Origin of the sequence: Peribacillus sp. FSL H8-0477 (assembly GCF_038002765.1) — a bacterium.
In the GTDB taxonomy this organism is placed as follows: Bacteria; Bacillota; Bacilli; order Bacillales; family DSM-1321; genus Peribacillus.
Genome location: NZ_JBBODE010000002.1, coordinates 1,459,614 through 1,474,331, shown reverse-complemented (window position 1 = coordinate 1,474,331; position 14,718 = coordinate 1,459,614). Strand labels below are relative to the sequence as shown.

Annotated in this window: 16 protein-coding genes; all 16 read right to left on the bottom strand. The window is 38.0% G+C overall.

Annotated elements, in window-relative coordinates:
* Nucleotides 1–12: 12 nt before the first annotated feature.
* Nucleotides 13–651 carry a flagellar hook assembly protein FlgD gene (gene flgD / locus MHI18_RS18905; protein ID WP_340849656.1) on the bottom strand — a complete coding sequence of 213 codons (639 nt, stop codon included), beginning with the start codon at nt 649–651 and terminating at the stop codon, nt 13–15.
* Nucleotides 652–665: 14 nt separating this feature from the next.
* Nucleotides 666–1,970, bottom strand: coding sequence for a flagellar hook-length control protein FliK (locus tag MHI18_RS18900; protein ID WP_340849654.1), 1,305 nt, complete (start codon nt 1,968–1,970; stop codon nt 666–668).
* 21 nt (nt 1,971–1,991) lie between these two features.
* On the bottom strand, nt 1,992–2,606 hold the full coding sequence (locus MHI18_RS18895) for a MotE family protein (protein ID WP_340849652.1): 615 nt from the start codon (nt 2,604–2,606) through the stop codon (nt 1,992–1,994).
* A gap of 5 nt (nt 2,607–2,611) precedes the next feature.
* Nucleotides 2,612–3,058 (bottom strand): flagellar export protein FliJ, encoded by a 447-nt coding sequence (gene fliJ, locus MHI18_RS18890; RefSeq protein WP_340849651.1) that lies wholly within the window; start codon nt 3,056–3,058, stop codon nt 2,612–2,614.
* Nucleotides 3,059–3,061: 3 nt separating this feature from the next.
* Nucleotides 3,062–4,381, bottom strand: coding sequence for a flagellar protein export ATPase FliI (fliI, locus tag MHI18_RS18885; protein ID WP_340849649.1), 1,320 nt, complete (start codon nt 4,379–4,381; stop codon nt 3,062–3,064).
* Complete coding sequence (fliH, locus tag MHI18_RS18880; protein WP_340849647.1) at nt 4,378–5,145, bottom strand: flagellar assembly protein FliH; 768 nt, start codon at nt 5,143–5,145, stop codon at nt 4,378–4,380. The genes fliI and fliH overlap by 4 nt, the downstream gene beginning before the upstream one ends.
* Nucleotides 5,138–6,163, bottom strand: a complete 1,026-nt coding sequence (fliG, locus tag MHI18_RS18875) for a flagellar motor switch protein FliG (RefSeq protein WP_340849645.1) — start codon at nt 6,161–6,163, stop codon at nt 5,138–5,140. Before fliG ends, fliH begins: the two co-directional genes overlap by 8 nt.
* Nucleotides 6,164–6,168: 5 nt before the next feature.
* Nucleotides 6,169–7,770, bottom strand: coding sequence for a flagellar basal-body MS-ring/collar protein FliF (gene fliF, locus MHI18_RS18870; protein ID WP_340849643.1), 1,602 nt, complete (start codon nt 7,768–7,770; stop codon nt 6,169–6,171).
* A gap of 94 nt (nt 7,771–7,864) precedes the next feature.
* A complete protein-coding gene (gene fliE, locus MHI18_RS18865; RefSeq protein ID WP_340849641.1) occupies nt 7,865–8,164 on the bottom strand; it encodes a flagellar hook-basal body complex protein FliE in 300 nt (99 codons plus the stop codon).
* A gap of 17 nt (nt 8,165–8,181) precedes the next feature.
* Nucleotides 8,182–8,634 (bottom strand): flagellar basal body rod protein FlgC, encoded by a 453-nt coding sequence (gene flgC / locus MHI18_RS18860; protein WP_340849639.1) that lies wholly within the window; start codon nt 8,632–8,634, stop codon nt 8,182–8,184.
* On the bottom strand, nt 8,634–9,029 hold the full coding sequence (flgB, locus tag MHI18_RS18855) for a flagellar basal body rod protein FlgB (RefSeq protein WP_340849637.1): 396 nt from the start codon (nt 9,027–9,029) through the stop codon (nt 8,634–8,636). Before flgB ends, flgC begins: the two co-directional genes overlap by 1 nt.
* Nucleotides 9,030–9,513: 484 nt before the next feature.
* Nucleotides 9,514–10,293: a GTP-sensing pleiotropic transcriptional regulator CodY gene (gene codY, locus MHI18_RS18850; RefSeq protein ID WP_340849636.1), complete on the bottom strand. Its 780-nt coding sequence runs from the start codon at nt 10,291–10,293 to the stop codon at nt 9,514–9,516.
* A gap of 117 nt (nt 10,294–10,410) precedes the next feature.
* Nucleotides 10,411–11,814: an HslU--HslV peptidase ATPase subunit gene (gene hslU / locus MHI18_RS18845; protein WP_340849634.1), complete on the bottom strand. Its 1,404-nt coding sequence runs from the start codon at nt 11,812–11,814 to the stop codon at nt 10,411–10,413.
* An 18-nt stretch (nt 11,815–11,832) separates the two neighbouring features.
* Nucleotides 11,833–12,375, bottom strand: a complete 543-nt coding sequence (gene hslV / locus MHI18_RS18840) for an ATP-dependent protease subunit HslV (RefSeq protein WP_040373190.1) — start codon at nt 12,373–12,375, stop codon at nt 11,833–11,835.
* A gap of 23 nt (nt 12,376–12,398) precedes the next feature.
* Entirely contained in the window at nt 12,399–13,298 is a 900-nt protein-coding gene (gene xerC, locus MHI18_RS18835) for a tyrosine recombinase XerC (protein ID WP_340849630.1), read from the bottom strand.
* Nucleotides 13,299–13,357: 59 nt separating this feature from the next.
* Complete coding sequence (trmFO, locus tag MHI18_RS18830) at nt 13,358–14,665, bottom strand: FADH(2)-oxidizing methylenetetrahydrofolate--tRNA-(uracil(54)-C(5))-methyltransferase TrmFO (protein WP_340849628.1); 1,308 nt, start codon at nt 14,663–14,665, stop codon at nt 13,358–13,360.
* Between the last annotated feature and the right edge of the window lie 53 nt (nt 14,666–14,718).

Sequence of the window (14,718 nt, the reverse complement as noted above, 5' to 3'; positions counted from 1 at the left end):
AAATCCTCCTATTTACGCCTTGGCAATTTTCGTAATTTGGTTAGACGTTATTTTCGTATCCGTTCCATCATCAAGAATTAATTGTGCTTTCCCGTCTTTCATCTGTACAGCCTTGACTATGGCGGATGATTCTTCATTCTCTTCATTTAAATAGGAAATTAATTTGCCAATTAGCTCACTTGCAGACATTAAGTTGTTCCCTGAATTTGTCTGCTTAACCTCTGAAATATTCCCTGGTTCAAGCTTTGTACCATCTTCAAGGATAAACTGGACACTATTATCTTTAAATTGAATGGACGAGATCACTCCAGTTCCTTCTTTAATAATTGGCTCACCTTCTTCACTTTCAGTGATACTATGCCATTTAATATCTTTACCCACAAATTGGTTATACGTCATTAAATTACTTTGCTGCTGCATTTCCATGAACGATTCTAAGGTAGAATTGATATTAGTCATTTGTTCAAGAGATGAGAAGGTCGCCATTTGAGCAATGAATTGCGTATCATCCATAGGACTTGAAGGATCCTGATTTTGAAGCTGAGTCATTAGTAATTGTAGAAAGTCATCTTTTCCAAGGGAATCCCCTTTTACCTCTCGTTGTTTTGCTTGATAGGTAGAAAGCAAATTCGATGTATCGATTGATGTCATAAACTTCTCCTTTCTTATACTTCAAAGTTCATTAAAGCTTCTTCAAAGTTATCATTAAATTCATTCAACGGTTCATCATTTTCTTCACTTTTCTGCTCCCTAGGCTGGTTTCTCTGTTGTTGCGAAGCATCCGAATCTCTAGGAGTAAATCGTTCTTGAAAAGACGTAGTTTGTGAGATTTCAATTTTATCAACTTGAATTCCTTGACCCGCAAACGACAGTTTTAAACCCTGCAGCTGTGTATCAAGCATTTCTTTACCCTTTGCTGTGGTTGCCATAATTCTTGCTGTCAAACCTGAATCTTTTTGAATGATTTCAATTCGAAGTGCACCAAGATGTTCAGGGTTCAATTTAATCATCAGCTTTTGCATGCCAGTAGAACTAGTAAAATTAGCTTTATTTAAAATTTTCTCAAATTGTTTAATAAATTGCTCCTGATCAACTGGCTGACCGCTTTTTTCAGTTGTTAACACATACTGCTCAAGCTTTGACATTTGAAAAGGCAGTGTCCCCTGGTTACCTTCACTAGATTTCATGGTAACTGACTTACTTTTCTCAGAAGAATTCCCTTCCACACCCACAATCCGTGTGTATGTGCCTCTTAGTGTATCCAGTGAAATTCGGCTGTTTTTTTCTGTCAATAGGTTACTTTTCTTTTCTTCTATATTAGTAGTACCCGATATCTTTTCAAGCTTTGCCGAAATATTCTCAAGCAGTTGTTTTAGTTCTTTAGTCAAAGGGATATCCTGTGGCTTTATACCTTGTGTCTCTGTACCAAGCATCAAGATTTTGGCCAGCTTTACAGCCTCTGCCATTCCAGCTGCTTTTGAATCTTTCCATTCTGCATCATCTGTTGTATCAATTTCTTTAATAAGGGTATACAAATCTAAGAGATTAATCGTAAGTACTTGTTCAGGATTTACTAAACATTCATCTACATCAAGTTCTATTTCTTGTAGAGACCCCTCTTCAACATAACCCGCTATTAAGTTAATTAAAGATGGCAGATCTTTCACCATTACTTGAATGATTTCATCTGTACCGAGTTCAACTTGTTCAGTATTGACGAACGGTTGAGCAGGTATTTCTTCGAGTTCGGTAAGCGTGTCAGTATTTAAGAAAGCTATTAGGTTATTAACAAGATCTTGTTGTTCTGAAACTAGTTCTTCAATGACTATCGGTTGTTCATCTGACTTCAAAGCTCCAGTAAATACACTCCCGAACATAGTCATATTTGGATCACTTTCAGTTGTTATACCTGAAGATTGACTGCCAGCATTACTAGTAGCAGGTAACTGCAATATTCCTCCTGCATTCATTGTTTCACCTCCTCTCAAACTCTATCGTTCATTTTGTTCAACCAATATTGATAATTTTTTCATTAATCTAGCAGCATCTTCCGGTGTCATTTGTTCGACAATATCAGCAAGTGTATCCGATTTTAGACTTGCCAAGATTTTCACCGCATCTTCATCATTCATATTAGTAATAATAGGTGCTGATTTTTTTGCGGATATATGTTCATAGGTTTTAATGATGTCTTGATTGGGGGTCTTATTTTTACTTTGTGCCAGTCTGAGTTCATTAATCTCAGCTTCGAGCTGCTCTTTTTCTAGATTGTTGCGCTGGATAGTTTCATCCTTTGCATCTAGAATGCCCTCCATTGCTTCTAATTCCGTCTGCAGATCAGCCATTTTCGCTTCTAATTCAACGATTTCTCCCTCATGAGATACCTCATTCTGCTTGGTAGTTTTATTTGGTTTTGCTTCAAAAAAACCGGATATAAACGGAACCTTTTTAGTACCTTCCTTTGCTTTATCAAGAATATTAATATCTGTAATGGCTAAAACAATCACCGCTACAATCAGTGTAAAAATAAACGGGATAAATAAAGTTACTAGAAACCACTGAAATTTACTAGTTTTGTTATCGGTTGTTTCCGCTTGTTTATTCATCGTTGTCACCTAATTGCCTTATTTATGAATTGTCGGATTGAAATTTCATCCATATTCTTGTTTTCTATTTCTTTTATTTGATCGAGAAATTTGTCAAAATCTTTTTCTTTGATTTTTTCATATTTTTTCACTTCAATATTTTTTTCAATCAATTTTTCTTGATAAGCATTCATTCGGTACCTAGCTTCCACAACTTCCTGTTGAATACGTGCAAGTAGTTTCTCAATATTGTCCATAAACTGCTGGTGATGGCGAATCTCCTGAACTGCCATTCCTTCTTTCAATTTAACTTGTTGGAAATTTTGCATATCTTCTTTCTTTTTTAAGAGCTTATAAAGCTTTTCGGCTACTTCTTCAAACTTCTTAACTGATTCATTATATTTGGACGATGCATCATTCTTTTCTTTTTCTTTTATTGTTAAAATTTTTTCAAATTTATAATGATAATTCATAGCCTATTCACCCTTTTCCATAAGTTGTATAAGGTTAAAGACACTTTCCTCCTTAGACACTTTTTCATGGGTACCCTGCTTCAAAAATGATATAATCTGAGGCTGCCTTTTAATAGAATCATCTATTTCTTTCGATGACCCTCTTTTATAGGCGCCAATATTAATTAAATCCTCTGATTCCATATAGGTGGAAAGCGAGGCTCTCATTTGTTCGGCTGATTGTTTATGCTTTACATCTACAATATTATTCATAACCCGGCTGATGCTTTTAAGGACGTTAATCGCTGGGTATTGTCCTTTGTTTGCAATCTGCCTGTCCATTACAAAATGCCCGTCTAAAATTCCCCTTACAGCATCGGCAATTGGTTCATTCATATCATCGCCGTCGACCAACACGGTATAAAAAGCAGTGATTGTGCCAAATTTATTTGTTCCTGTCCGTTCGAGTAAACGCGGAAGAATAGCAAATACGGAAGGAGTATACCCTTTCGTTGTTGGAGGCTCGCCGACCGCCAAACCAATTTCCCGCTGTGCCATTGCCACTCGTGTTACTGAATCCATCATCAACATGACATTCATGCCCTTATCCCGGAAATACTCCGCAATTGCAGTTGCAGTCAACGCTCCCTTAATCCTCATGAGTGCTGGTTGGTCGGACGTAGCAACGACAACAATCGAACGTGCTAACCCCTCCGGACCTAAATCCTTTTCAATAAACTCTCGGACTTCACGGCCACGTTCTCCAACCAATCCAATTACATTTATATCGGCTGTTGTATTTCTTGCAACCATTCCAAGTAATGTACTCTTACCGACCCCGCTCCCTGCAAAAATACCTACTCGCTGCCCTTTACCAACTGTGAGCATACTATCTATCATTCTAACCCCTACATTAATGGCTTCATTAATAGGTGGTCTTTCCATCGGATTCGGAGGATCTTGATCAACAGGAATAGTCGTCAGCCCTTTAGGAATCGGCGAACCATCAATCGGTCTTCCGAGAGGATCTATTGCTTTGCCAATTAATTCTGATCCAATTTTCACTTCTAGAGGTCGTGATGTCCCTTCAACAATTGATCCTGGAGAAATCTCTGCAAGTGCTGTATAGGGCATTAGGATAACCATTTCTTCTTTAAAACCAACCACTTCAGCTAGAATTGTTTTTCGCTTGCTTTTTGTACCTGCATGAATATAGCAGACATCACCAATAGAGCTTTCTGGCCCTTGCGATTCAATCATCAATCCAACAACACGTTTTACCCGGCCATAATGTTTAAATGTCTCCACTTGATCAACGAGGGGCAACAAATCAATTGCTTTCATGCTTTACTCCCCTCTTCAAGCAAGTCTGTCAACCTTCGCTTAACTTCTGCGAGCTGGCTATCCACTGAAGCATCTATCCTGCCATTTGCGGATTCTATAACACAACTTCTTTCATTGAGATCCGCATCAGGATAGATATAAATATTGATTTCCTTTGGAAAAATAGCCTGTAATTCTTCTTTCTGGGCTAGAACCGATTGGTAATGAGAAGGATGAATATGAAGCTCTACCTCGGTATAGGCACGCGCTTCTTTGACTGCTCTTTTAACAATCGATATAAACGATTCTTCAGATTTATCTAATTGAACGCCAATGATTTTACCTGCTACTTCGACACCAAGATCAAGAATTGTCTGTTCGGCTTTGATTATTTTGTCTTGATAATCCATTTTGGCTGCCTCTACAACGCCCTTTGCTATTTCTATGGACTTTGTATATTCAGCTAACCCTTGGCTTTGGCCTGTTTTCGAACCGTCTTGGTATCCCTCATCATAACCAGCTTGAATATATTGTTGTTTTTCGGTTTGTTCCCAATCGGATTTAGCTTGTTCGATATTTTGGTATATTATCTGAGCCTTTTGATTGGCTTCCTCTAGTATTCGCTTTGCTTCTTTCCTGGCATCTTCTAATATGAAATCGTTCATTAATAAGCTATTCGAGTGTTCTTCTATAACTGGAGATTGATATTGATAGTCTCGGATTTTAATCGTTTTATTGGCATTTTCCTCTGTCTTTGTAAAACGTGACTTAATAATCCTAGACAATAATATCATCTCCTCCGCCGCGAGCAACGACAATTTCCCCAGATTCTTCGAGTCTTCTTATGACTGCCACAATCCGTGACTGTGCTTCTTCGACATCGCGTAGACGGACGGGACCCATATATTCCATTTCTTCCTGAAAGGTATCAACCATTCGTTTTGACATATTGCTAAAGACGACTTCCTTCACTTCATCGCTTGCGACTTTAAGTGAAAGCTTAAGATCCTCATTTTCTGAATCACGGATTACCCGCTGAATAGCACGTCCATCAAGCGTAACAATGTCTTCGAAAACAAACATCCGTTTCTTTATTTCTTCAGCCAGTTCTGGATCCTGTATTTCAAGAGCATCAAGAATTGTTCGTTCAGTCGAACGATCGACCCCATTTAATACATCGACAACAGCTTCAATCCCACCTGTTTGAGTGTAATCCTGAGTGACTGTTGCAGATAATTTTCTCTCAAGGATTTGCTCTACCTCATTAATAATTTCAGGAGAAGTGCTGTCCATGGTAGCAATCCTTCTAGCAATGTCAGCTTGAACCTCCTGAGGGAGTTCTGATAAAATCTGCCCAGCCTGCGGCGGATCAAGATACGATAAGACCAAGGCAATTGTTTGGGGATGTTCATTTTGAATAAAATTTAAGATTTGAGCTGGATCTGCTTTTCTGGCAAAATCAAACGGCCGAACTTGTAGTGATGATGTCAGACGGTTAATTATAGCGGCTGCCTGATCGTTTCCTAGAGCTTTTTCAAGAACTTGCTTAGCATATCCAATACCACCTTGTGTAATATAATCCTGTGCTAACGCAATGGTATGGAATTCTTCAAGTATACTTTCTTTATCATGTGAATCGACTTTTCTTACTCCAGATATCTCCAAGGTAAGCCTTTCAATTTCTTCTTCTGAAAGATGCTTATATACAGAAGCAGACACATCAGGTCCTAAGGAAATAAGAAGGATGGCGGCTTTTTGCTTTCCGCTAAGCCCGCCTTTTTTCTTTCTTTCTGACACCTTCATTCCTCCTAGTCTTCAGCTATCCAGCTTCGCAATAGTTTTGCAAATTCATCTGGTTTCTCTTTTGCTAATTTTTCCAGCTGTTTTCTTTTTAAGGTTGATTCCGTTTCTGTATCATTATCGAGATTAGGAACTTGTATAGGACTCTCCATATATTCTTCTTCTTCTTCTTCTTCATATTCCACTTTTCTTCTCGAACGAAGGAACAAGATTAATAGAACAATAATCACAAGCAGTAATATACCACCGACAATATAAATCCATATTGGAACGACCTTTTTCTGTTCACTTTCAAATTCTACCTTACCGTTAAACGGTTGAACTGAGAGAGCAATCTTATTATTTATCTGTTCATCATTTAACATTTCTTCTGCAGAATCCTTGTCAATTGTCGTTCTAATTATTGTTCCGAGAACTTTGACAATATCATCTTTACTTTGTTCTGAAAGGGAATTAAGGTCTTCTGCATTCGGAGGTTCCACCATTACTTGAATCCCTAAATCCTTCACTTTGTAAGGACTTTCAATGATTTCCTTTTTAATTCTGTTTACTTCACTGTTTATGGTCTCTTCTACTTTTTCATAATCGCCATTACCGTCAGAGCCTGCAACATAACTAGTTCCTAAGGAATCCGTAGAATCTTCTGATTGTGGGACGCCTCCCTGCGCTGATGCTCCTTCACCTGTATATGTCTCAGTCAGACGCTGCGCAGAAATAGTGAGTCCTTCCATATTTTCCTCATCAACAGGTGTTACAAGATTTTCTTCTCGATTTTCCTGAGTAAAGTCAACATCAGCAGTTACTGATACAACAACCTTATCCCGTCCCATAATTGTACCCAGCATGCTTTGAACTTGTCTCTGTATATCACGTTCAATTTCCTTTTTAATACCATGTTGGGTAGTAAAAGTAGAACCCGATTGAACATTTTCTTCATTATTTAGATCAAAATACTCAAAATTCTGGTTCATAATTACGATATTTTCCGTAGGGAGATTAGGAACACTTTTTGACACTAAATGGTATAAGGACTTTACTTGAGTTTCTTCAAATTGATAACCCGACTTTGTTTTTAGTACAATCGATGCAGACGCTTTTTCAGTTGTTTCACTGACGAAGACTCCATTATCAGGAATTGTTATCATAACGCTTGCGTCCTGAACACCATCAATTTTCTTAATTAAGTTAGCTAATTCAGTTTGTGTTGCATCTAGTTTTAATACATTAAATTCATTTTCGGTCATACCTAATCCCGCGTTTTGCCCAAAAAAGGAATAATCTATATTACCTGAATCTGGTATTCCTTCAGCAGCTAATTCTACTTTTAATGTATCAACACTTTCTTCCGGCACCATAATCGTCGTTCCATTATCAGCTACTTCTGATTTAATGCTTCTTCCATCCAGATTTTCTTTAATCGCACCAGTCTCTGAGGGTGAGAGTTCACTATACAACGGAACTAAGTTTGTCCGTGTACTCAGCGTAAATGCTAATCCAATACCTATTAGGATTACGAAGATAGTTGCTGCCATCCAAAGTTTTTGTTTTTTACTTTTACCTGCCCAAAAAGCAGTTATCTTATTTTTCATATTGGTCAACACATCATTCATTTTAATCCCCCGGTTAATCTGTGTGATTTATGAAAGGCGAACCTATATATGTCCGCCTGGCCATTTTCAATATTTGCGGAGTTAAAAATGAATGTTAGATGTTCATTCTCATAACTTCCTGATAAGCTTCTACAACCTTATTACGAACTTCAAGTGTCGCAGACAAAGTGATACTGGCCTTTTGAGAGGCAACCATAACATCATGTAATTCAACATCTTCTCCATTTGCCAGTTTAGTAGTTAGATTGTCTGACGCAACCTGTGATTCATTAACTTTTTCTATTGATTCTTTTAGTACCGACGCAAAACTCTTTTGTGCCTCGTATGGTGTAGTAGGTGCAGTCTGTATACTGCTTGCTTTTATATTTGAAACATTATTCAAGGCAACATCCATTACATAACCTCCTCATATTATTTCCCGATTTCAAGTGCTTTTAATAACATTCCCTTTGACGCATTTAGTACAGTAACATTTGCCTCATAAGAGCGGGTAGCACTCATTAAATCCACTGTTTCTCTTAAAGGATCCACGTTTGGCTTTTCTACATATCCATCATCATTTGCATCAGGATGATTGGGTTCATAAACAAGTTGAGAAGGTGTGTCGTCTTCAATAATCCTCGTCACTTGTAACCCTTCTCCAACATTACTGCTTTTATTCATTGCTAGATTTAAAAAGCTTGAAAATTGATCATTTTTTTCTTGAAAAACGACCGATTTACGTTTATAAGGTTCCCATTTACCATCTACATAACTGCCTCTTGTCGTTTCAGCATTGGCCATGTTTGAAGAGATAGTATCCATTCTAAGCCGTTGAGCAGTTAAAGCCGAAGCTGATGTATTAATACTTTGGAATATCCCCATTACTTGCCACCTCGTATAACATTTTGAAGGGATTGGAATTTCGAACCAATTCTATCAGATACCGCATTGTAATAAATCTGATTTGCCGCAAGACTACTCATTTCCTTGTCAACATCCACGCTATTTCCATTATTATTATATTGGACATTTTTTTGAGTAACCATTTCAGCCTGACCGCTTGATTGCATAGAAAAATCATAATGACGCTGGTTTGTTCGATATGCACTTATCGAGGAATTCAAAAATGTATCAAACGATTTTGTATTAACAACCTCTTTAGCCTTATAATTCGGCGTGTCCGCATTTGCAATATTATTAGAGATAGTCTTTTGCTTTAAGCTTGCATAGCTAAGTGCATTATCTAAAGATTGAATAGTATTGGAAAATAAGTTCAAGTTCTCAAACCTCGCTTCTTCAGAAAGTTAAATAATCCTTCAAATGGAAATATAACTTTCTAATGGAAATTAATCATATTATAGTAACTATTGTAAAGAAATATAGTGATTCTGTCTATGAAGGAACGGTAAAACTTCGTAAGTAGATAGTCCTGTTTTTATTAAAACTAATTAAACATTCGACATAAATAAATAGTGACCCATTGAAAATGCAATAATATTTACAATATACATATGCCAAAAGACCCATATTCAAACATTAACTAAATGCCTTCAAGTGATATTATCCCTATTCTATTTCTATATAACAAAGCTCTATACTTGCTTTTTGAACACTATGCCCTACTAAATATATTTAAATAACAAACATAACTAAATATTTAATATAGTCTGACTATTAAACAGTTAAGGACATCCGATTTTTATTTATTTTATGATATCTACCTAAAAAAAAGAGCAAGCCCGCAGGCTGCTCTTATATTAATTAGCTATTTTTTAATTTTTCTAATTCATGAAGGAATTTATCATTTAATACTTTGATATATGTTCCCTTCATTCCCAGCGAACGAGACTCAATGACACCTGCGCTTTCTAATTTACGCAAAGCATTAACAATTACTGAACGAGTAATTCCAACGCGATCGGCAATCTTAGAAGCAACTAGTAGACCTTCTCTGCCGTTCAATTCTTCAAAGATATGTTCAATTGCTTCTAATTCACTATATGACAGCGAACTAATAGCCATTTGAACAACCGCTTTACTTCTTGCTTCTTCTTCAATCGCTTCAGCTTTTTCGTGAAGGATTTCCATACCTACAACAGTTGCACCGTATTCTGCAAGGATTAGATCATCATCATGGAATTTTTCTTCAAGACGAGCAAGAATCAATGTACCTAAACGATCTCCTCCGCCAACGATTGGAACAATAGTTGTTAAGCCTGCAGCAAAAATTTGCTTGTTCTCAACAGGAAATGCTGTATACGCGCTTTCAATATCAAGGTTTGATGAAGTTTCAGGAATGTTAAACAAGCTCTTTGTATATTCCTCAGGGAATTGACGGTCTTCAAGCATTTGCACCATACGCTCATTTTCGATTTTCTGGTTGATCGCAAACCCAAGAAGCTTTCCTCGTCTGCTGACCACAAATACGTTTGATTCAATCACTTCACTTAAGCTCTCAGCCATTTCTTTAAAGTTAACCGGTTTTCCAGCTGTATTTTGAAGCATTGCATTAATTTTTCTTGTTTTTGATAATAAATTCATTAAAAATTTCCTCCTATAAAATCTGTGTATCCTAAGTATGCCGTTACTTTTTTCTACAGAGCAGAAAGGGTACTAGTATTTCTCTACCCTTCCTAACCCTTTTCAATCGTAATTTCTTTAAAGAATAAACTGGCTGAGATCTTTGTTTCTTGATATCGAACCTAATTTGTCTTCTACATACTGAGGGGTAATCGTAATTTTGTCCATTGTAATTTCTGGGGCTTCGAAAGATAAGTCTTCCAGCAGCTTTTCCATGATTGTATGCAGGCGACGGGCACCGATATTATCGGTATTCTGATTGACCTCGAATGCCACTTCTGCAATCTTACGAATAGCTTCGTCAGAAAATTCAATTTCTATACCTTCAACAGCCAATAAGGCCACATATTGTTTGAGAAGTGCGTTATCCGGTTCATGTAGAATGCGTACAAAGTCTTCCACTGATAATTTTTGAAGTTCTACCCTAATCGGGAATCTTCCTTGTAATTCTGGAATCAAATCAGACGGCTTAGCCATATGGAAGGCACCTGCAGCCATGAAGAGAACATGATCTGTTTTCACAGAACCATATTTCGTTACAACTGTTGATCCTTCTACGATAGGCAGGATATCTCTTTGCACACCTTCTCGAGAAACATCTGCAGAAGATCCGCCTTTTTTACTAGCAATTTTATCGATTTCATCAATAAAAATAATTCCAGATTGTTCTGCACGGAATACGGCCTCTTGAGTCACTTCATCCATATCAATCAATTTGCCCGCTTCTTCATTAGTAAGGACAATTCTTGCTTCACTAACTTTAAGCTTGCGTTTCTTTTTCTTTTTAGGCATAAGATTACCTAGAGCATCCTGCATATTCATGCCCATTTGTTCCATTCCAGAGCCTTGCAGCATATCAAACATCGATGCTTGCTGTTCTTCTACCTCTACGGTAATCAACTCATTTTCAAGTTCGCCTTTGGCAAGCTTTTCTCTAACAATCCATCGTTTTTCTTGTAGGCTTACATCCTCAGATTTAGCAGATTCCTGCTCTGCTTCTTGATTCGTTCCTCCAAAAAACATTTCTAATGGATTTTTAAAGTTATTTTGTTTTTTACCAGAAGGTACTAACAGTTCAACCAAGCGGCGGTTTGCATTTTCTTCAGCAAGTTCCTGCACACTAATTTTCTTCTCTTCTTTGACGAGGCGGACAGCTGTTTCTACAAGATCTCGAACCATTGATTCTACATCTCTGCCCACATATCCTACTTCAGTAAATTTCGTTGCTTCTACCTTAATAAACGGCGCAGCAACTAATTTAGCAAGCCTGCGTGCTATTTCTGTCTTTCCCACGCCTGTCGGACCTATCATTAAAATATTTTTCGGAACGACTTCATCGCGCAGCTGGTCCTGTAAAAGACTACGGCGGTATCTGTTACGGAGTGCAATAGCTACTGCCCTCTTAGCATCACGTTGCCCAACTATATATTGATCAAGCTTTTCAACAATCTGTCTAGGTGTTAAATTAGCTTTACTATCCATATACGCAGCTCCCTTCGATTACAGCTCTTCCACAATAATATTAGTATTCGTAAACACACAAATTTCCGCTGCTATTTGCAAAGAATTCTCTGCAATTTCTCTAGCAGTTAAACTGTCTCCTGAGAATCGTTTTAACGCTCTTCCAGCTGAAAGTGCATAATTCCCTCCAGAACCGATCGCCAAAATTCCATCATCCGGCTCAATAACTTCACCTGTACCTGAAACAAGCAGGATATCTGTTTTATCCATGACAATTAACATCGCCTCAAGTTTACGCAGAATATTGTCACTTCTCCATTGTTTGGCAAGTTCTACTGCAGCACGCTGCAAATTACCATTGTACTCTTCAAGCTTTGCTTCAAACATTTCAAACAAAGTAAATGCATCTGCCACTGATCCGGCGAAGCCTGCTAATACGGTACCATTAAAGATTCTTCTGACTTTTCTTGCTGTATGCTTCATGACGACAGAATTGCCTAGTGTCACCTGTCCGTCTCCAGACATGGCACATTCGCCTTTGTGGTGGACAGCGAATATTGTGGTTGCATGAAATTCACCCATAATGATTCTCCTTCCTCATAGTCCTAAGCTCTTGGATGCGATGCATTATATACCTTCCGCAGTTGTTCTTTGGTAACATGAGTGTAAATTTGCGTACTTGATATATTAGAATGTCCCAAAAGCTCTTGAACGGCTCTAAGATCAGCTCCATTATTCAGTAAATGTGTTGCAAATGAATGTCTTAACATATGTGGATGCAAATCGCCTTCGACCGCAGCCCTTTTAACTAATTCATTTAAAATATAACGGACTCCCCTAGGTGTAAGCGGTTCGCCTCGAAGATTTAAAAATACATAGCGATGTTCCTTGCCTTTAGAGGCTACTAGTTCAGCTCGAGCATTTTTTATGTAAGACGTAAGCGCATCTACGCAGAAGTCCCCCATCGGAACATAGCGGTCTTTCTTACCTTTACCATGGACCAAAACGGTACCCAATGAAAAATCGAGATCCTGTAATTGAATATTACAGCATTCACTTACGCGGATACCGGTTGCATAGAGCAATTCTAAAAGTGCCAGATCTCTCGAACCAGCGGTATCATCCAGGCTGATGGCCGAAAAAAGCAAATTTATTTCCTCTTCATACATGAAACGAGGAAGCATCTGATCTTTTTTCGGCAAAGAAACGAGACCAAAAGGATTTCCAGTCACAAGTTCTTCACGCATCAGGAATTTATAAAAGCTGCGCAGGCAGGATGTCTTTCTTGCTACTGATCGCTTAGATAGGTTTCTATTGTATAGACCCGTCAAGAATAATCGGACATCAAAATATTCAACAGAAGTAAATGAGATTCCTTGCTCATTCATGAACATAAAGAATTCCTCAATATCCCGTTGATAGTTTTCGATTGTATAGTGTGAAGAGTTCTTTTCAATTTGCAGATATTCTACAAATAACTGTAAGGCTTGCTCTTTACTTACCACTAAAACACCCCGCAAAGCTTCTAAATAGTAACACAGAATTTTTTTTCAAGCAATTTTTCTTACAAATTTTTCATAAATTTCTGAATAGTTTCCAATGCACGCTCAGCATGTTGTTCATTTCGCTCTTTTTTTCCTCTGATTTTTGTCTCAAAATCTGGGAATAAACCAAAGTTCGCGTTCATGGGCTGGAAACTTTTCGAATTAGTTGACGTGATGTATCTAGCCATACTTCCCATTGCTGTTTCAGCAGGGAACACTAACGGATCTTCACCTGCTGCAAGTTTCGCAGCATTAATTCCCGCTACCAATCCTGATGCTGCTGACTCTACATAGCCTTCTACACCAGTCATTTGACCAGCAAAGAACAAATCTGAACGGTTTTTAAACTGGTAGGTCGGCAGAAGGACTTTAGGTGAGTTAATGAACGTATTTCGATGCATAACGCCGTAACGGACGATTTCTGCTTTCTCTAGTCCTGGAATAAGTTGAAGTACTTCTTTTTGCGGCCCCCACTTTAAATGTGTCTGGAATCCGACAATATTATATAAAGTACCTGCTGCATCATCTTGACGAAGCTGAATAACGGCAAATGGTCGTTTTCCTGTTTTAGGATCTTCTAGCCCAACTGGTTTTAACGGACCAAAAAGCATCGTTTTTCTGCCTCTGGCTGCCATGACTTCAATGGGCATACAACCTTCAAAGAAGATTTCTTTTTCAAATTCTTTCAGCGGTACTGTTTCAGCTGCAATAAGGGCTTCATAAAAACGATCGAATTCCTCTTCTGTCATCGGGCAATTTAAATAGGCAGCTTCCCCTTTATCGTATCGTGATTTCAAATATACTTTGTCGAGGTCTATGCTGTCTTTTTCAATGATTGGAGCAGCCGCATCATAAAAGTATAAATACTCTTCATCCATGATTTGTTTAAGGCTTTCTGAGAGTGCAGGACTTGTCAATGGACCCGTCGAAATAATAGTTGTTCCTTCTGGAATTTCTGTTATTTCTTCATTAATAACCGTCACATTGGGATGATTCTTGACCATATCGGTGACTTTCGCGGCAAATTCATGTCGATCAACAGCTAAAGCGCCCCCCGCTGGAACCGCGCAAGCATCTGCTGCCGTCATAATAACGGAATCTAAACGACGCATTTCTTCTTTTAGTACTCCTACAGCATTGGTTAATGAATTCGCACGAAGTGAATTACTGCACACAAGTTCCGCAAATTTATCGGTATGGTGGGCAGGTGTTTGCTTAATTGGACGCATTTCATAAAGATTTACTTGAATTCCTCGTTTAGCTAGCTGCCAAGCGGCTTCACTCCCAGCTAACCCAGCTCCAATAACATTTACAGTTGTATTATTCATCTTACTAGCCTCCTTATAAAGATATGTTAAATTCTCTGACTATTCAAATTAAA